This window comes from Chryseobacterium aurantiacum (assembly GCF_003020585.1).
In the GTDB taxonomy this organism is placed as follows: domain Bacteria; phylum Bacteroidota; class Bacteroidia; order Flavobacteriales; family Weeksellaceae; genus Chryseobacterium; species Chryseobacterium aurantiacum.
The window spans coordinates 320,169-338,876 of record NZ_PXUE01000002.1 but is presented as its reverse complement, the minus strand read 5'-3'; the positions used below and the strand labels follow the sequence as shown (position 1 = coordinate 338,876).

Annotated in this window: 15 protein-coding genes; 5 read left to right on the top strand and 10 right to left on the bottom strand. The window is 35.5% G+C overall.

All coding sequences use genetic code 11. The features are described from left to right. Positions 1-231: 231 nt before the first annotated feature. Complete coding sequence (gene ppk2 / locus C7D53_RS07950) at positions 232-1,086, top strand: polyphosphate kinase 2 (protein WP_106915858.1); 855 nt, start codon at positions 232-234, stop codon at positions 1,084-1,086. A gap of 20 nt (positions 1,087-1,106) precedes the next feature. Next, positions 1,107-1,910, top strand: coding sequence for a polyphosphate kinase 2 (ppk2, locus tag C7D53_RS07945; RefSeq protein ID WP_106915857.1), 804 nt, complete (start codon positions 1,107-1,109; stop codon positions 1,908-1,910). Between the two features lie 1,381 nt (positions 1,911-3,291). Here the strand turns inward: ppk2 (C7D53_RS07945) and C7D53_RS07935 are convergent. Together C7D53_RS07935 and C7D53_RS07930 are read right to left on the bottom strand one after the other, a co-directional pair. Next, a complete protein-coding gene (locus C7D53_RS07935; RefSeq protein ID WP_106915855.1) occupies positions 3,292-4,251 on the bottom strand; it encodes a hypothetical protein in 960 nt (319 codons plus the stop codon). A 1,578-nt stretch (positions 4,252-5,829) separates the two neighbouring features. Further along, complete coding sequence (locus tag C7D53_RS07930; RefSeq protein ID WP_106915854.1) at positions 5,830-6,726, bottom strand: hypothetical protein; 897 nt, start codon at positions 6,724-6,726, stop codon at positions 5,830-5,832. Between the two features lie 409 nt (positions 6,727-7,135). Between C7D53_RS07930 and C7D53_RS07925 the strand changes: the two genes are divergently transcribed. Continuing rightward, complete coding sequence (locus tag C7D53_RS07925; protein ID WP_106915853.1) at positions 7,136-8,386, top strand: tyrosine-type recombinase/integrase; 1,251 nt, start codon at positions 7,136-7,138, stop codon at positions 8,384-8,386. Positions 8,387-8,494: 108 nt separating this feature from the next. Here C7D53_RS07925 and C7D53_RS07920 read toward each other — a convergent pair whose 3' ends face one another. Continuing rightward, on the bottom strand, positions 8,495-8,728 hold the full coding sequence (locus C7D53_RS07920) for a helix-turn-helix domain-containing protein (protein ID WP_106915852.1): 234 nt from the start codon (positions 8,726-8,728) through the stop codon (positions 8,495-8,497). 508 nt (positions 8,729-9,236) lie between these two features. Here C7D53_RS07920 and C7D53_RS07915 point away from each other — a divergent pair. Then, positions 9,237-9,761, top strand: a complete 525-nt coding sequence (locus C7D53_RS07915; RefSeq protein ID WP_162926126.1) for a hypothetical protein — start codon at positions 9,237-9,239, stop codon at positions 9,759-9,761. Positions 9,762-9,830: 69 nt separating this feature from the next. Here C7D53_RS07915 and C7D53_RS07910 read toward each other — a convergent pair whose 3' ends face one another. The 7 genes from C7D53_RS07910 to C7D53_RS07885 all read right to left on the bottom strand — a co-directional run bounded on the left by C7D53_RS07910 (position 9,831) and on the right by C7D53_RS07885 (position 16,686). Then, positions 9,831-10,079 (bottom strand): transcriptional regulator, encoded by a 249-nt coding sequence (locus C7D53_RS07910; protein ID WP_106915850.1) that lies wholly within the window; start codon positions 10,077-10,079, stop codon positions 9,831-9,833. Between the two features lie 894 nt (positions 10,080-10,973). Further along, the gene (locus C7D53_RS07905) at positions 10,974-11,819 is read right to left on the bottom strand and encodes a hypothetical protein (protein ID WP_106915849.1); all 846 of its coding nucleotides are present in this window, start codon (positions 11,817-11,819) and stop codon (positions 10,974-10,976) included. A gap of 2 nt (positions 11,820-11,821) precedes the next feature. Continuing rightward, a complete protein-coding gene (locus C7D53_RS07900; protein ID WP_106915848.1) occupies positions 11,822-12,664 on the bottom strand; it encodes a hypothetical protein in 843 nt (280 codons plus the stop codon). Continuing rightward, positions 12,665-13,270 (bottom strand): hypothetical protein, encoded by a 606-nt coding sequence (locus C7D53_RS07895; RefSeq protein WP_106915847.1) that lies wholly within the window; start codon positions 13,268-13,270, stop codon positions 12,665-12,667. Next, the gene (locus tag C7D53_RS07890; protein ID WP_106915846.1) at positions 13,271-13,585 is read right to left on the bottom strand and encodes a hypothetical protein; all 315 of its coding nucleotides are present in this window, start codon (positions 13,583-13,585) and stop codon (positions 13,271-13,273) included. A 69-nt stretch (positions 13,586-13,654) separates the two neighbouring features. After that, positions 13,655-13,861 carry a hypothetical protein gene (locus tag C7D53_RS20875; protein WP_162926125.1) on the bottom strand — a complete coding sequence of 69 codons (207 nt, stop codon included), beginning with the start codon at positions 13,859-13,861 and terminating at the stop codon, positions 13,655-13,657. Positions 13,862-14,832: 971 nt separating this feature from the next. Then, positions 14,833-16,686 carry a tail fiber domain-containing protein gene (locus tag C7D53_RS07885; RefSeq protein WP_106915845.1) on the bottom strand — a complete coding sequence of 618 codons (1,854 nt, stop codon included), beginning with the start codon at positions 16,684-16,686 and terminating at the stop codon, positions 14,833-14,835. Positions 16,687-17,312: 626 nt separating this feature from the next. On the opposite strand from C7D53_RS07885, the gene C7D53_RS07880 reads away from it, so the two are divergent. After that, positions 17,313-18,689: an MBL fold metallo-hydrolase gene (locus tag C7D53_RS07880; RefSeq protein ID WP_106915844.1), complete on the top strand. Its 1,377-nt coding sequence runs from the start codon at positions 17,313-17,315 to the stop codon at positions 18,687-18,689. Positions 18,690-18,708 lie beyond the last annotated feature (19 nt).

Below are 18,708 nucleotides of genomic sequence, written 5' to 3'. Positions count from 1 at the left end.
CATTTTTGTTTAGTTTTATTTTTGAGAAATCTTCATGAAAAACAGTTGATAGATTCATTTTTCATACTCAAAGTTAGTAAAGAAATCTCTGCGTCATTGTACACTTGTACCTGATATTTGTCAATTTTTGGGTTTATATAATGCTTTAAAATATGTCAAATGTCAGTCTTTAGTTTTTGCGATTTTTTCAAGCATTCCCTAACTTTAATAGATAATTATTAAAAACAGATTATGATGAAAATTTTCGATTTTCAGGACCTTCATGAAAGAAAAGACCTGATTGGTTTTCTGCATTCAAACAAAGCAGAAAACGCCGTTTATAATGATGTTTTAGAAAAATATCTTTATGAGGAAGAACTCCGCTTTCTTCAGGCAGAACTTGTGAATCTCCAGAACTGGATCAAAGAAACCGGTAAAAAAGTAGCCATTATTTTTGAAGGGAGGGATGCTTCCGGAAAGGGGGGAACCATCAAGCGTTTTGCTGAGCATCTTAACCCGAGGGCCATGCGTCTGGTAGCGCTCAATAAACCTACCGATATTGAACGCGAGCAATGGTATTTTCGTCGTTATGTAAAGGAGCTTCCCAATGCAGGGGAAATGGTTTTCTTTGACCGTAGCTGGTATAACCGCGCTGTTGTAGAGCCTGTAATGGGATTTTGTACACCGGAACAGTATGAATCTTTTATGGTACAGGTTCCTGAGTTTGAACATATGATGTATGAGGCAGGAACCATCATTATCAAATTTTGGTTTTCTGTAAGCAAGGATCAGCAACTTTACAGGTTTAACAGGAGGCTGAAAAATCCGCTTAAAATGTGGAAATACAGTCCCGTAGACGAGAAAGGACAGGAGCTGTGGGATGACTTTACGTATTACAAAGATCAAATGTTCAGCAGAACGCACAATGCATTTTCACCGTGGATTATTGTGAGGTCTGATAATAAGCAGAAAGCAAGGCTGGAGGCCATCCGCTATGTTCTTTCACAATTTAATTATACCGGGAAAGATAAGGCAGCGGTCAATATCAATCCGGATCCTAATGTGATACAACGCTATTTCAGAATGATCAAGCAAATAGATCTTTAATACAATCAATACTACAAAATATGGAAATTTCACAAGAACAATATAAAAGATTAAATACAAAAAAAGGGATTTATGCCCTTCTTCAAAATTCAACTTTAGATGCCGGAAAAGCTGAAAATTTTTTGAAATATGAACAGCGCGTAGCCAAACTGCAGGAAGAACTTATCAAAATGCAGAACTGGGTGGCAGAGCATCAAAAAAGAGTTATTATCCTATTTGAGGGACGGGATGCCGCTGGTAAAGGAGGGGCTATCCGAAGGATCACCGAAAATCTTAACCCCCGCCAGCACAGGATTGTAGCATTGCCCAAACCTGATGAAATAGAGCAGGGGCAGTGGTATTTTCAACGGTACATCAACCAGCTGCCCAAAACCGGTGAAATTGTTTTTTTCGACAGAAGCTGGTATAACCGTGCGGTAGTAGAGCCCGTGAACGGTTTCTGCACAGAGGAAGAGTATGAGGTGTTTATGGCACAGGTCAACGAATTTGAGAAGATGATCATTAACTCCGGAATCTATGTTTTGAAACTCTATTTTTCCATTTCCAAGGAAGAGCAGGAAAAGCGGTTTAATGAAATCATCAACAACCCGCTCAAAAAGTGGAAATACAGCAATGTAGACCAAAAAGCTCTTGAACTCTGGGATCAATATACCCTCTATAAAGAAAGGATGTTCAAGGATACCTGTACAGAATTTGCACCATGGAAGATTTTTAAGGCCAATAAAAAGTCAAAAGCAAGGATAGAATCCCTAGAATATATTCTGGAAAATATTCCCTACCAAATTAAGGATGAACAGGTTTTACAGCATCAGGAACTGGAGTAGGAGTTTACTCCTGCTTTCTATGCATTCCTATACAATAATTATAAGAATAGACTGTCTGCTGGGGCAGTCTATTGTATTTTTATGTTTCCTTTCACAGGGCTGGTACCCCGTTTCATAACCCCCTTTACCCCCTTACCCAAGGGGGTATACCCCGTTCAGAAGACCCTGTAGGGGGTATGATAAGGGGCTGTAGGTACTTGTATAACGGTCTTTACCCCCTTACCTAAGTGTCCCGAGGTGGTTCCTTAAGTGGCTATGGGCCGTTCGGAAGCCCCTATAGGTACTTGTATAACGGTCTTTACCCCCTTACCCAAGTGTCTGGAGGCGGTTCCTTAAGTGTCTATTGGCCGTTTGGAAGTACCTGGAGACCGTTTCTTAAATGTCTTTAACCACTTATATAAGTATCCGGAGACATCTACTAAAGTAGATAAAGGCAATTTAGAAATGCCTGACGACAGTTTTATAACCGATTTTTCTTACTTAAGTGATTGTTTGGAAGTAGTTTGGAAGATCTTAAAGAGGTTCTGGAAATACCTATAGCCCCTTTGAAAGCATCTACAGGCTTTGTATTTGGGGGGGCAATATTGTTTTTGGTTGCTTGATATAAAATTTCCGAAGCAGGATGGCTTTGGGAAATGGTATTTGATAGAGACAATCTTTAATAAAAAATAGGAGAGAGATCTCTCTCCTATATAGGACAATTATGAAAATTTATAATCTCTTCAGACTATTATCGGTGGGATTACATAATCTTACCACAATTTTATACAGGCATGTACTTTTTATTGAGCAATTTTATATATAGTCAAAATAAGATTACAATTATTGTGTTTGATGATCTCCGTGCTTCAAAGAACAAAAAGCCCTAAAGCATTTGAAGATTTCATCAGAATATTTACTCTGTATAGCGGGTGCTTTTAACCGACTATTTGTCATTTAAATATTTATTCCTCTCTCTCTCTCTAAAAAAATATAGGAGAGAATAACTCTCCTATATACAAAAAATGAAAAAATGAAATAATCTCTTTGGTCTATTTCAGGTAGGATTATATAATCTTACTCCAAGTGGATATACAGGCATGTATTTTTTAATTGTGTAATTTTATATAATAGCCAAAATAAGATTATAATTAATTTATTGTAGGCAAAGATAACATTGGCTTTATCTATTCTTGTTCTTAAATAATAAGTTTTTCACATACTAATAGTAACAATGCTGTAATTATTTTCATTTTATTTTACTTGAAATAATATAATAATGGTAACCGTACTTTGGAGTTATATACAATAATATATATACAGTAAGAATATTAATACTGATTACCATTACATTATTATAAGGTAGTTATGTCAAAAAATTTAATTATACTAATTTCAAAAGTTATTGAAGATGGATAAATCCATAACTGCCAGTTCCAGCAGTAACAGTAATTGGACCACTACTTGGCAAAACAGTATAACAATAAAACTTTCCTGGTTCGAGATATACTGGCGTTTCATTAAGGAAGAAATTAGATGCAGGAGCATATATTGATGAAACCATACTAATTCTACTCACAAGGGTTCCTGTAGCTGTACATTCCCACAAATGGACATATAATATATTGGGACTTGTACCTGTCCAGGAAAGGCTGCCAGAAGTTTTAAACAGTCCAATTTTAGTAACGCTAAAAATTGTAGAAATTCTAGTATAAGTGGAAGCAGCAGCAGAAACACCACTAGGGTTAGTAACAAATCTATTTAAGGCGGCATTAGGTGCTTGTACGTTTGGAATCCAAGTAGCCACCCCGTTAGCATCACTTCCAAGTATTTTATCTACACCCTGATTACCATCTAAATATTTTAGTCCACCTGTTGCAGGCCCGCTGATGGTAAGCTGATTGGTTGCTGTTGTCACAATAGTGGTTGGCTGTATTAAATTACCTCCTAACTGTATGTTTGATCCTGTTAAAGTAAGACCGTTATCAGCGGTATTGCTTCCACCGCCACCGCCGCCAGTACCTGAAGCTACTTTTTGCCATACATTTCCATCGAAATAATAATAACCAGTTCCTGTAATATTGATTCTAGGTCCTACATTATCTCCTCCGGAAATGTCTGTAATATAAATCAATGCTCCGGTTTGGGCTGTTGTATACAAAGTTCCTTTTGTGGTAATCTCCCCGCGGGTAAGTCTAGGTGCCTGCAGACCGTCTGCATCAGTTGCTCCCAGTTTTCCGGTAACATCTAAAGTGGTATTGGGAGTAGAGGTGTTAATACCCACTCTTCCGCTTTGTGCATTTGCTGCAAGGGAACAAGTCAATGCCGTGATTGTCATTACTTTTGTAATTTTGTTTTTCATCTTAAGTAATTTTTAATTAAGTTAATTATTTTAGTTGTGTTGTATTCTTGTGTTTTTATAAGGTATTCATGAACAAATATCAAAATGCACCAAGCGACAAATAAGGGTGAAGATTGTATTAACATTGTTACCAATATGGTGTTTTTGATATTTTTTTATTAGTTAATATTTTATAAGGGTGGAGAGCGTACAGGTCTCTCATCATATTTATTCATTGTATTTAAAATTTGATTGATTATCAATACTATTTTTTAGTTAATAATTTTTTCTATCTTAAGGAAAGGAAAAGCTCAAGCTGAAAAATAAATAGGCTTTATACAATTAATGACAATGTAATAATTAGATGAAAACAAAAGGATAATTACTATACTGTTGAAATATATATAAAGCCTTTATAATGCTATTAAATTTGAAATACTTTATTTACGATCTGATACATACTCTTTGTTCTTATATTAGAAATACATTTTTTCCTCATAATTGGTAAATAATTTATGTTTTAAAAGGTAGTCCTAGTTAGACTATGGTGTAACTTATTGAATTATAAACCACTTGATTGTATTTTTATTTTTTTTAGATAATATGTGAAATTGACATAGGATATGTTTGAATGCTGTTTTACATTTGCACATATAAATGATTAAAGGGTAATTGATTAAGCATTTAAGTCTATGAAAAAGGCATAATTAATTCGTTTAAAAAATAGTCTAACTAGGACTACTTTTGCCATTAAATCAAATGATAATCAGTGTTAAAAGTAATAATCTTGGATTTTTTTTTACAAAAAAAAAATCCAAGATTATTACTTTTATGTTATCAAACCATATATTTATATATCATTATCTCTTTTACATCGTCTTATAATGAAGCTACAGAGCAAAAAGCCATGCATTATGCATGGCTTTTTGTTTAATTTTTATGTAAACCTATTTTAGGACAACTTAATATAATAAATCTTTATTCTTATTGCAGATAATTAAGAATAATCTATCACAATATTAAAAATCAATTCTTTGATAATAGGTATCATCAGATTTTTAAATGAATTTAGTAAAGGCTTTGGAACTAATATCAATAAAAATAGGAGAGATCTCTCTCTCCTATATAGGACAATTATGAAAAGTTATAATCTCTTCTAACTATTATCGGTGGGATTACATAATCTTACCACAATTTTATACAGGCATGTATTTTTTATTGAGCAATTTTATATATAGCCAAAATAAGATTACAATTATTGTGTTTGATGATCTCCATGCATCAAAGAGCAAAAAGCCCTAAAGCATTTGAAGATTTCATCAGAATATTTACTCTGTATAGCGGGTGCTTTTAACCGACTATTTGTCATTTAAATATTTATTCCTCTCTCTCTCTAAAAATATAGGAGAGAATCACTCTCCTATATGCAAAAAATGAAAAAATGAAATAATCTCTTTTGGTCTATTTCAGGTAGGATTAAGGATTATATAATCTTACTCCAATTGTATATACCCGCGTGTATACTTTAATTGTGTAATTTTATATATAGCCAAAATAAGATTATAATTAATTTATTGTAAGCTTCTTGAAGCCTATCAATTAGTTTTTATAATAACTGAAAGAAGCCGACTGAATCCCCCAATTCTGCAAATAATCAGCAGGTGCATTCGGTGGTACATTGGCTGTTCTTGAAGATAAATGTTCAATGCCATACAATAGCTCTACTTTATATTCAGAATCCGGAGTAGCTGAATCCATACTATAATTAGCGGAAAGAAAGTATCGGAAATTATAGTTTGAACCACCACCAATAGGACCACCAGTTTCATTATACTTTATGGCCTCATCAAAGTAAGGAGACATCTGTGAAGTTTGCATAACTACTGACACTACATTCATTACTGTCCAAATAGGACTAGCAGCAGTACCTGTATTTTTAGACAATCTTGCATATGCTCTGCTGTGGAAGTATATAGGTCCTCTAATAGTTCCTGCTGATCCTCCGGAAGGTATTAAAGGGAAAGCGTTACTAGGAGGATTCGTAGTAGCAGGATACTTCATCTCAAACCACATCCCCCAAGATGCTGTTCCCCTTCTTATTGAACCACCAGTAGGAAATTTAAACCTAACTTCAGAATTAGGAACTAGCCAACATTCTGTATCCAGTACCTGGCCGGCAGTCATTTGAGACACATTTAGGATAGAAGAGAGAGGAACGGTTCGGGAATCATTTTGTCTGACATTACTATCAACATGATACAGAGTAAAGTCGTTATTAGTTGGATCTACTGGCCTAAATATCCCTACATTACCATTTGCATCAGAAACCAAAGGGGTTCCGCCTGGCATTATGGGTAATGTTCTGACTCTTAAATCCCCATTAATATCCAAATTCTTTGTGGGACCAGTGGTATTAATCCCTACGTTTCCTGTTTGTGCATAGGAAAATGCAGATAGTGTAATGAGGGTTAATAATGTAATTGTTTTTGTTTTCATCTTTTAAAAAATTAACTTGTTGTTTTTAATTGCTTAATCATGCGTTCACAGAGACAAGCTGTCAAAAAATTAAGATATCTTCTGAATCAGAAAATTCTTAAGTTAAATAGGAAATGTCCTGTGATCAATTGTGTTTATTTTATACAAGTAGTCCTACAAGGACTAGCTTTTAACTTATTGATTTACAAGTTAATGAGTTAGTGTTTAGCCTTTTTGTAAATAATAATAACATTATGTGAAATGGGCATAGGATATGTGCAAAGGCTGTTCTAAATTTGCCCCGTACAAATGATTAAAGGATAATTGATTAGGCTTTTCTGTCAAGAAAGTTTTATAATGAATTTGCCTAGAAAACTAGTCCTTGTAGGACTAATTTTTTATTCTAAATTAGCCGATCAAAACAATAACAATGACCTTTAATTTCTTCTTATTAAAAAATAATCAGCAAAATTTTTCATGTTCTCATGACATATATATAAAAATTACTGCTGCGGAATTCAAAATTGATTATTCTATTCAAACCCCTTTCAAAATTAATCCTGAAGAATGGGATGCTGAAAAACAGAGGCCCGGCAATATCTATTTCAAGAAGTATAAAGCCCTGAATGTAAAGCTTAATCATTTGAAGATTTCCCTTACTGAAGTACTAAAGGAAAATATTCTTCTGAAAAAAATCACTTCTCAAAGCTCTGTTTCAAAAGAGGTCAGAAGAATTTGTGAGGTAAAAGAAAATAATCTTCCCGAAAATTCACTTTTAAATATCATTAGCACATACATTGCTCTGAAAAAGGACTTTATTTCCCCTTCTACCTATAAAAGGTATATGGTTTTTTTTAAACTGGTAGAACGCTTCGAAGGGCATATGGCAAAGCGGTTCTCTATAGAATCTGTAGATATGGAATTTGTGAAAGGCTTTTTGGCCTTCGGAAGCATAGAAGAATATAGCGAGAATACCATATACAGGACTATACACTTCATAAAGACCATTCTTAATTTTGCTGAAAAAAAGGGAATCCGTACCCAGGTATGGCAGATAGAAATAAGGAGAGAAAGGCAGCATAAAGAAATGGTAACCCTTGATGAAAAGGAGATTGACAGCATTAGCAAGACTATGGTTCCGGAAGAATTGCAGGCTGCCAAGGACTGGCTTATGATTAGCTGCTATACAGGACAAAGGATTTCTGATTTTATGAATTTTTCTTCTGAACAATTGGAAATGATAGATGGAAAAACCTGCATTGCCTTTACTCAAAAAAAGACCAAAAAGAAAATTACCCTCCCGCTACATCCTGCCGTACATCAGATTATAAGCCGATATAAAAACGAGTTTCCCGAAAAGATGAGCTGTACAGAATATAACCGCAAGATTAAATTAATTGCAAAAAAAGCTGATCTAAAGGAAACGATATACACCAGTAAACGTATTGGCTACCGAATAAAAAAACTATCCCTAGAAAAATGGGAAGTCCTTACAAGCCATATCGGGAGAAGAAGTTTTGCCTCCAATTTTTATGGGAAAATTCCTACACCATTGCTTATGGAAGCAACCGGGCATACTACCGAACAAATGTTTCAAAAATATATTAACCCTGTAGACAAGAGCCGAATATTATCCCTAAATAATTATTTTGAACAAATTTACTATGGTCTGAAGCTATAAGTGGTCTCAAAAAGCTTTCATTATGCCCAGCTGATAAACTTTTAATTAGACGTATATTTTTTTACGACTTTCTGTAAACATAGAAAATTCTAACTTTCGTCAGGATTTTTAATCAATTTTGAAGTTTAATAACTCTTTTGGCGGCACATTTAGGCCACGGGCTAAATCTATTAATGTAGTAAATGCAAAGTTTCTTTTTCCATTTTCTATGTCACTTACTGTACCCTTGGTAATTTTTGAACTGTTTAGAACAATATCATCCTGAGTAAGTCCAGATTTAAGTCTTAAATCTTTGATATGTTCTCCAAACTTTTTTAGTATTTCATCTTGTGAAGTGTCCATTTATTAGTACTTTATACAAAGGGCGGGAATTTTTTTACAAATTTTGTTACAAGTACTTGTAACAAAATGGAAATTTCTTATATTTGGAAAAGATTACTTATTAAAGTAATTTTGCGATACTTCAACGAATAATAGAAGCTATTGCTTAGAATCTCGGCTTGAAAACTGGTAATTTTTAGTACACGAGAGGATAAGTAAAAAGCTCACGACCTAGGCGTGGGCTCTCTTATCTGTGTACAGGTATACCAGTACCTCAAGTCGGATATTGTAGAGTCTCATGCCGTTTTATTTTCATGCTGTTCATCTCTTCTACAATTGTATTTCTCTAAGCCGCTTTATAACATACAGTATCATGATACGGTACAATGGAGTGTACAATCCATTGCGGCTTTCGGGCTTTCACGGGATAACAATTTCTATCAGATATAAACCATTAAGGAATATTAAGAATATAAGATGAGGTAAGAACCTTAACATAAACACACAAACACACAAACACATGAAAAAAATGGCAACACCCTTTGAAACCTGCTTGAGAGCAGGGGACAGGAAGCATTCAGGATTACAACTGATGGAGGCTTTCTTTCAGTTTCATGACCTTGCAGCCTCTAAGGAAAGACTTAACAGCATTATAAACTACGCGGTAAAAAGGAATAGCTGGATCCATGAGGAACCGTCTGCTCTCTTTCAGTTTCACCAATCTATGCGGTCGTTTGTACGGGCAAGCTACCTTATCCATTTGAAAGAAAAGAAGCAGAAGACAAGTGCTTCGTTGGAAAATGTTTCTCCCTTGCTATTCGGCCTGCTTACGAAGAAAGAGTATCAAGACCCTCTTCGGGTCTTCAAAAAGGCATTTCGGGAGTACAGCATCAAGGAGTTTGATTATTTTATGTCCGGTATCGTTTATTTCTCAATGGGAGTGTGTGATCACCTGCCGGAAAGTAACATTGTGAGCCCCTATATTCACCTGACTAAAATGCTGGATGCCGCACACCTTATTTTGGAAAGGAGAGCAAAGAAGATAGGAGAGTAGCTAGAAATGTAGGGATGGTTCTTAGTTTCTACAATATTGTTATAAAAAATCCCAACGCTCGTCAGGATCTTACTTTTCTATATTTTCAAAAAACTCTTTTAAAGTAATTTCTTTCTTTCTACAAATTTTTGCGAGTGTTTTCATAGACATATTGTATTCTGTTTTGGCTGTTCCCAATGCGATATTTTTAATTTTTCTAACGGTGCTTTCTTCTATTTCACATTTGGATGCAAAGTCTCTCTGGGATTTTGCTTTTGAAATCCAGTTGGTGTAAATGTACTTACAGATTGCAATAGTTACTTCGTTTTCGTCGTCCATTGAAACAAATAACGAGAAAGGCTAAAAAAATAGTGCGGTTTTCTGTGCGCAATGATCGGATTTTTCCTACATTTGCAAAATAAGTTCAATAAAGACTTTGCTATTCTTCCAAGAATAAAGTTTAGATGCTGTACAACTTATTGCGGAAAAGGGAGGTAAGAAGATGCGGATGTCGATTTTTTTGTAGATGATCAGTCTTTATAAAAAAATATAGGAGAGTACACATCTCTCCTATATATTAACACAATTATGAAAAAGAAAATAGAATCTTTTTTGGCTGCTATATAATTTTACCCCGTTTGGTCTACAGGCAAGTATGCTTTAATGGGGTCATTGTATATACAGCTCAAAAAGATTAAAATTAATTTATTTGATGGTCTCCCTCCCAAAATGAAGCCCTAGGAGGCTTGGAAGATTTTATTTTAATCATTCTGGTGTGACAAATGTAGAATAGTCTCAAAACATATCCTATGCTTGCCAAACATAATGTTAAAATTGGACTAAATAAGAAACTGAGTTTAGTGGGGCTGTAAATCGGTTGAAAATATCAGCTAATGGCAGGTTGCCGAAACAATAAATCACTTTGAAGTGGGTTTGTGATGAAAATTTTGGTTTAAGGAATCATGTTTTCAAAACATATTTTTGTGTCTAACCGCCATAATGCAATAAATGAGTCATTTTTTAGTGAAAAAAGGATGAAGAATGGGGCGTAGAAAAATATCTACTTTGGATATTAAAAAAGTCAGGCAATACACCTGACTCTCTGATCTGATTACATTAGATTGGCTATCTATTATAAAATGATATTTTAGCGTAAATCTCTGGAATGCTTTCTTTTCAAACTATTGATAGATAGTTTTTGTTAGAGAACTGTTATTTTCAATACTATATTATTTATTGTTTTACCCTGATTATTCTTAAAGATTTGTTTATATCAGCGGGATTATTAGTTACTAACCCTGAGTTGGAGGTATAATTATTGGCAAACGTAGGTTTAATAATAACCACTCTTAAAAATTCATTTGCTGAAAAGTGATGAACAAATTCCGGGATACTAATACCTTGTGACTTCCCTGTAGATAGGCTCTCAAATGGCATACTTCTCCCAAAAATATCACTCCATGTTGTTCCATCAGGAGAAGATTGCAGTACAATCATAACGTGAGAAGTGTCTCCAATGGTAGCCACATTGGCTATAAAGGTTATCATCCCTGAAAGTTCGTAAAAAGCATCTGTGATAAATTTTATATTGTTTCCCACAAGCTGCATATCGGTAGGGTTTGCCACCTGAATATCTCCTGGTAGCCATGAAACAACAACAGGTGTACTTAGATTAGCTGTTGTTAGCTCTCCGGTGGTGGTAAAGTTTTGCTCATTTCTTGATACTGCCACATATTCTACAGCGGGTTTTAATATCCGGATTTCGGGTAAATTCGTAAAAACCATCCAACTCGATGATTTCCATGCAACCATAGAGTTAGCCGGTATGGCATTGCCTGGACTTCCGGCTGCTAATTGGTTAAAAGCCATTAAGCCATTAACAGGACTCGGGATAGTAGAATTGTCGATATTATTGGTCAAGTTTACTCTGGGAAGCAAAAAACCTTTTTTGGGTGAAATCCCACTTACATCAATATCCAGTAGTGCTGATGAGTGGGGAGTGGTGGTACCTATGCCCACCTGCCCTTTATATGCGTATGAATAAAAGACAAATAAGAATGATAGTATAATGTTTTTCATTTTTAATCTAATTTATGTATTTTAAGAACTTTTGAATTACCTAATCCTGTTGGGGTAGTTATTTGGGCAGTTGCACCATGATCTGTACCCACCGTTTTATATACCATGCATCTTATTAAATCATTCTGATTCAGGTTTACTGTTGTGGGAGGGATGCCATTTGTTCTGCTATTACCGCCAGTGGATTGGCCCCAGACGCCTATCGTTCTATTAATGTCTGTCCAGCTGGTGCCATTATCAACAGATACCTGAATGATAAATTCAATATTAGTACTTGCGGATAGAGATATTGCAGGATTATAATTAATATACCCTGAGATTTCATAGACACCAGTATTATTTATTTTAAAGTAGCTTTGAGGCAGAACAGTGATGTTGTTACCTGTATTTAGCATCTCAGAAGCAGTTGAATAAAGGACCTGTACCGGAGCAGTATTTATATTATCGGCTCCTGCAATGGTGTTTTGTACAGTTGTTTCTTTAATAACAAAAACTTGGGGGAAAAGCTCTCTTTTTACTTCGGTAATGCTTGAAAGATTGGTCCAGTTTGTTCCATTCCAATAATAATAGGTGTTTGCTTCTACGGCAGATGTACCGGAACCATTATTCGTGGTATTGTATACTAAAAGACCAGCGGCGGGGTTGGGAATCGTCACAATATCAGTGTTGTTCTGTAATGCTAACCTGGGTAGAAGAAACCCTTTTTTACCATTTACCGGAAAACTGGCAGCATCTAAATCCAGAGCAGAAGAAGAGTTGGGTGTATTTGTACCAATTCCTACCTGGCTATAAAGGCACTGAAATGCAAGTAATACTATAAGTGCGATACTATTTTTTTTCATCATTTAATCTATTTTGTTATAATCTAATAATTTTAATAATAAGCCTTTAGAAACCGGCAGACTATTAGCAGGGTCTGCACTTATAGAGCAGTCTCCGCCTCCGCAATGATTATTATTTGACGAAGAATCAAACGGATTGGCAACAACTACTCTAATTCTTTCTCCCTGATTTAGTTGTACCGGAGTACCCAATAAAGCTGCTGTTTTTAAAGTACCTGCCGCATTTTCTCCCCAAGCAGTCCTGGATCCTATCATATTAGCCCATGTAACTCCGTTATTTACAGATTTTTGTATTTTTACGTTTAGGAACGCTCTAGTATTGTAGCTAATATTCGGGATGCCGACTGTAGTAGCCATAGGATTATAATTTACAAAAGAAGAAATATCATAAATTCCTGATATATTGATGGTAAATGAAGAATCAGGATTCGCTGTAATTATATTCCCATTGTTTATGATGGGGGCTGTTGTAAAAGTTACCAGATTATTGGGAGGGGGAGTTGCAGCAGGAGAATTCATGTCGGAGTCGGTAAATATTTGGGTATCTGTCCCGCTGATGTAAAATATTCTTGTTTTTACAACCTCTAATACAGTACTTGTATAGACCATTCATTCCCAGTTAGTTCCATTCCAATAATAAAACCTGTCAGCAATTACTTCATTGGGAAAACTTCCTGCATTGGCAGTATTATAAACAAAAAGGCCTGGGGCGGGAGACGGTATTGTTGTCACATCATTAATATCCATTAAAGCGACTCTGGGTGGCAGAAAGCCTTTTTTGCTTGTAATGGAAGATCCGGGTGCAGAGTTGGCACTTACCTCGAGAATAGCAGAGGGATCGGGTACGGGGGTATTAATCCCTACATTTTGCGCATAGCAAAAATTTATTGCAAGAGTAGCAATTGAGAAAAAAATTGTTTTCATAATGTCCTATTTTTGTCCTTTTTTTGAATTATTTTATCATGAGTTCTGTTTTTTAGTAATGAAACATTATCAAATGAGGAGATTTTCTGAACAGCATTGTATTGCACATCTCCGGACTTGCTCTCTTGTAAGTTTTGAAGCCATTAAATTTCCGGATCTGGTTCGGTCTGTTATTTTAGCGGTTACATCCAAATTGGATTGAGGATTGTGGGTATTAGCACCCAAATGAAAATAGACCTGCCCTGATGGGAGGATTGTAATAAAGCATTTTTTCATTTTTTATGTATTAAAAGGTTCGTTTTTTATAAGGTGATTAAGAATGCGCCTGACTACCTGAATGGTACATTTTGTTTTAACAAAATCTTTAATCAACTTACAGTGACAAATCTAAAGGAGTGTTAAAACATATCCTATGCTGTCTGCACATAGTTTAAGAATTGTGAGAGAGAGTGAAATTAAAGGGACTTGGGGTGAAATCCATTAAAAAAATAAATAGATGATGGGTGGTTTTAAGCATAGATTACGGCTATGTTTTCTTTTTTGAATTGAAAATTTCTACAAAAAAGAATCATGCTTTCAAAACATATTTTTGAAAATGCCTGACATATACACGGATTTTTTCACGAGCATCTGCTTAATTTGCACAATCTGCGTGATGTTAAAAATAAACTCTGATCAATTTTATCACCGATAAAATCTCTGCGCTTTTGCAATTCTAACTATAAAGTTTTTTTCTCGCGGATTTAGCTGATCACGCGGATTTTTTCACAAGTATCTGCTTAATTTGGAAAATCTGCATGATGTTAAAAAAATAGACACTATCCAATTTTATCACCGATAAAATCTTTGCGCCTTAAAACAACTTCTTTATTTTTATTTTTGCGTCTTTGAGCTTCCAACTATAAAAGATGTAGAAAGACGAAGAGGCTAAAGTAATGAGTCATTTACTTTCTTTGTTAGAAAATCGCAGGGACGCAAAGATTTTTATCTTGAAACATTGCTTTAAGGCGCAAGAAAATCATTGATTTTCGGCAAGTAAGATGTGTGCTTTATTTTCTCGCGGATTTAGGTGATCATGCGGATTTTTTCACAAGCATCTGCTTAATTTGGAAAATCTGCGTGGTGTTAAAAAAATAGACACTATCCAATTTTATCACCGATAAAATCTCTGCGTTTCAAACAATACAAAAAAGAAAGAGACCGTTTCAAAATGAAACAGTCTCTTTTCCTGAATTGTGAAAATTTCTTTACTTTTTCAATTGTTCCATATCTTTCTGCAGCTGCTGAATAATTTTTTGTTGTTCTTTTACCGCTTCAATCAAAACAGGAATCATACCCTGATAGTTAACGCTCTTATAGCCATCCTCGTTAGTAGTTACCAGTTCCGGCAATACTTTTTCTATCTCTTGCGCAATAACACCATATTGTTTACCGTCTGCAAAATGACGCTCAGGAAATGCAGCCTTGTTCATTTGGTAAGTGGTACCTCTTAAGCTGGTGATAATAGGTAAGGCATTTTTAATGGTTGCAATATCGGTCTTAAAACGGGCATCAGATGATAATGTTACCCCATGTGATTGTACAGATCCAATAACATTAAATGTACCCGCCTGGTTCAATGTAGCACGAATTGTGTTATTGACAGCTAATACTAAACTTCCATTGGTGTTAGTACCATTACCTGTATATTGATAACCAATAGAGCCTACTTCCTGTTCTGAACCTCCAATTTCTCCACGGAATCTAAATAAACCAATAAAATCATCAGCTTGAAGATTTTGTGGGCTGGCTTCAGTTCCTCTTGCTCGGGTGAAAAAGAAACTTGGTTGGTCTCCACCATTTTTATATGAACTTAGTCTAATATCATTATCAGAAACTGTAGCATTATCTTTAGCAACAATATGAAGCCTTGATAATGGGGTGTCTGTACCTATTCCAACAAAACCCTTTCCATCTATTCGAACCTGTTCTTTATTAGATGTCAAAAATTCTAAAGATGATGAAGTTCCGGACGCTTCCACAGTACTATATATACCAGATTTGACTGAAGCGAGACCTTGACCTTGAAACTGAAATGAACCAAGAGTTTCCCCAGCAGTAGGAGTGGTCTGTATATTCACGAAAGCCGGATTCCTAGGAGAACTGATAGCTATATTGTCTCTGCTCTGATCCGTTGTCGATGTACTTACTAAATGTATTCCATGTGCTGGATCGTTAGTGCCTACCCCTAACAATCCCTCTTTTGTTAATCTCGCCTTTTCAGTATTATTGGTAACAAATGGCAAGTCATAGTTATTATTTGTCCCTAAAGTTTTTTCTGAACTTTCTGTATTCCCTCCAGGTTTCCAAGCAGACACATCTGTTACAAGCTTGATCCATATACTAGTGGCAGCATCATAATAATAGTACCCGGGACTTGTTACATTAACTGTTTTGCCTGTGGGAGCCGTATCTGCTGTAGTAACATAGACCAAAGTACCATTCTGAGCAGCAAGATAAAGAGCATTTTTTGCCTTTAGTGCATTACCTGTAATACGGGGAGCAATAATCCCTTCCGGTAGATTAGCAGTGGCCGGACGTAGCGTTACATCCAATGTGGCTTGTGGAGTTTGTGTGTTAATACCAAAAGAGCCACTGGTAGTTAATCTTGCCTTTTCAGTACCATTGGTAACAAACGGCAAGTCAAAGTTATTATTGGTTCCTAAGGTTTTTTCGGAACTTTCTGTATTTCCTCCAGGATACCAAGCAGCAGGAGTAGGTCCAGCAGGAACAGAAGTACCCCCTGTGCCAAGCTTGATCCACGTGTTGGTAACAGCAGCATCAAAATAATAGTATCCGGGAGATGTCACATTAATTGTTTTGCCGGCAGGAGCGGTGTCTGCTAAAGTAACGTATACTAAGGCTGCATTTTGGTCTGTAGTATACAATAAGTCTCTACTCCTAAGTGCATCGCCTGTCATGCGAGGAGCAATAATCCCTTCTGGTTTTGAACCCGTAGGATTTACCATTACATCTAGTGTTGATTTTGGGGTTTGCGTATTAATACCCACCTGAGAATAAGCCAGCCCGGAAACGAGCATAGCTACTAAACATTTTTTCATAATTGTCGTGTTTTAAAAAAATTGTGTTATATCTAAATAGGAAGAATGATGATTGAGTTGTTCCAAAAGAATCAAAATTTTCGCTAAGAGATTTTATAAATCAGAATAACTGATGAGGAATTAGACTGTGTAATTGTCTGTCTGTTTTTTATCTTGAATTAAAGGTTCAACATATTGCCTGGTAATCACTTGTGGCTGCAAAATTAGAACTGTATTTGCACATATCCTATGTTGATTTCACATAATTCGAAATAGAAGTTTTTAGTATACTTTATAATATAATCTACTAGGTTTATGAGACATTAGTAAATACTTTTGTCTGTACAAAACAATACTCCCACACTGTATTTGTTTTGCAAAAACACTAAACGATGAAAAAAAAATGAGACTATATAAAAGGATTCATTCCAATTAATAAACACAGACTTTGGTTATTGATCTATATAATTAACTTTTGAGTTTTTTATTACTATTTAATATATCATTGACAGACTAATATTATATAGATAGCAACAGTTTTTACTTAGAATGTTTTTCGATGATCCCACGTATCTTTTTTTTCTGGTGCAAAATAGCCAAGGTCTGACTTTATTAATTAAAAAATAACTCTGATAAAACACACAGTGATGAAAATAGAACAGATTTATACAAAGTGTTTGGCCCATGCAGCCTATTATATTACCTCCAACGGCGAAGCTGCTATTATTGATCCTTTAAGGGAAATAGATGCCTATTTAGATAAATTGACGAATGATAATGTAAAACTGAAATATATTTTTGAAACTCATTTCCATGCAGACTTTGTAAGCGGACATTTGGATTTGAGTGGAAAAACATGTGCTCCCATTGTATATGGGCCTACCGCTGTACCTGATTTTAAAGCTGTCATTGGGGAAGAAGGGCAGATCTTTGAATTGGGGGATGTGAAGATTAAATTGATTCATACTCCTGGGCATACAATGGAGAGTGCATGTTTTTTATTAATAGATAAGGATGGCAAAGAAACCGCCCTGTTTAGCGGAGATACACTCTTCTTAGGCGATGTAGGGAGACCGGATCTTGCACAGAAAGCGACTCATATGACTACGGAAGAGCTGGCAGGAGTACTGTATGAAAGTCTTTACAATAAAATTTTGCCTTTGCCGGATGATGTAGTGGTATATCCTGGACACGGGGAGGGATCTGCCTGTGGGAAAAAGATGATGAGCGAAACAGTAGATACATTAGGAAATCAAAAAAGAATCAATTACGCTTTAAACCAACCGGATAAAGAGTCTTTTGTGAAAGCTGTTACCGATGGTTTGATGCCTCCACCCGGTTATTTTGGAGCCAATGCTGCCATGAATAAACAGGGATATGAAAATTTTGATAATGTTTTTCGTCGTGAAATGAAGGCTTTATCCATAGAAGATTTCAAAGCGAAAACAACATTTGATCCAGTTTTGATTCTGGACACCAGAAGTAATCTTGACTTTGCAAAAGGCTATATACCCGGGTCTGTAAATATTGGGCTGGATGGTAATTTTGCACAATGGGTCGGGATTATTATTGCGGATGTAAGGAGACCTGTTTTATTGGTTACTGAAGCGGGTAAAGAAAAAGAAACGGTAATAAGGCTGGGACGTATTGGTTTTGATAATGTATTGGGATATCTGGACGGCGGATTTGCTGCGTGGGAAAATGCAGGAAATGAAGTAAATATCATTAACAGAATATCTCCGGAAGATTTTGTTTCGATAACATCTGTTTCTTCGAATCATGAAATTATTGATGTCCGCCGTGAAACTGAATACGAAAGCGTACATGTAAATGGAGCTGTTAATAAACCGTTGGATCAGCTTAATAGTTGGATGCACGACATTGATAATGAAACCCATTTTTATGTATACTGCCAGGGAGGGTATCGAAGTATGATAGCAGCCAGTATCATGATGCTGAATGGTCACTGTAATTTTACAGAAGTTCAGGGAGGCATCAATGAAATAAATAGAGTTCAAGACTAATCTGTTTTGTATTGAAGCT

Coding starts and splice junctions, on each gene's coding strand:
- C7D53_RS07915 (WP_162926126.1), top strand. CDS start 9,237: ATGGCAACACCCTTTGAAACCTGCTTGAGAGCAGGGGACAGGAAGCAT.
- C7D53_RS07905 (WP_106915849.1), bottom strand. CDS start 11,819: ATGAAAAACATTATACTATCATTCTTATTTGTCTTTTATTCATACGCA.
- C7D53_RS07890 (WP_106915846.1), bottom strand. CDS start 13,585: ATGAAAACAATTTTTTTCTCAATTGCTACTCTTGCAATAAATTTTTGC.
- C7D53_RS07910 (WP_106915850.1), bottom strand. CDS start 10,079: ATGGACGACGAAAACGAAGTAACTATTGCAATCTGTAAGTACATTTAC.
- C7D53_RS07900 (WP_106915848.1), bottom strand. CDS start 12,664: ATGATGAAAAAAAATAGTATCGCACTTATAGTATTACTTGCATTTCAG.
- C7D53_RS07895 (WP_106915847.1), bottom strand. CDS start 13,270: ATGGTCTATACAAGTACTGTATTAGAGGTTGTAAAAACAAGAATATTT.
- C7D53_RS20875 (WP_162926125.1), bottom strand. CDS start 13,861: ATGAAAAAATGCTTTATTACAATCCTCCCATCAGGGCAGGTCTATTTT.
- ppk2 (WP_106915858.1), top strand. CDS start 232: ATGATGAAAATTTTCGATTTTCAGGACCTTCATGAAAGAAAAGACCTG.
- C7D53_RS07880 (WP_106915844.1), top strand. CDS start 17,313: ATGAAAATAGAACAGATTTATACAAAGTGTTTGGCCCATGCAGCCTAT.
- C7D53_RS07885 (WP_106915845.1), bottom strand. CDS start 16,686: ATGAAAAAATGTTTAGTAGCTATGCTCGTTTCCGGGCTGGCTTATTCT.
- C7D53_RS07920 (WP_106915852.1), bottom strand. CDS start 8,728: ATGGACACTTCACAAGATGAAATACTAAAAAAGTTTGGAGAACATATC.
- C7D53_RS07930 (WP_106915854.1), bottom strand. CDS start 6,726: ATGAAAACAAAAACAATTACATTATTAACCCTCATTACACTATCTGCA.
- C7D53_RS07935 (WP_106915855.1), bottom strand. CDS start 4,251: ATGAAAAACAAAATTACAAAAGTAATGACAATCACGGCATTGACTTGT.
- ppk2 (WP_106915857.1), top strand. CDS start 1,107: ATGGAAATTTCACAAGAACAATATAAAAGATTAAATACAAAAAAAGGG.
- C7D53_RS07925 (WP_106915853.1), top strand. CDS start 7,136: ATGACCTTTAATTTCTTCTTATTAAAAAATAATCAGCAAAATTTTTCA.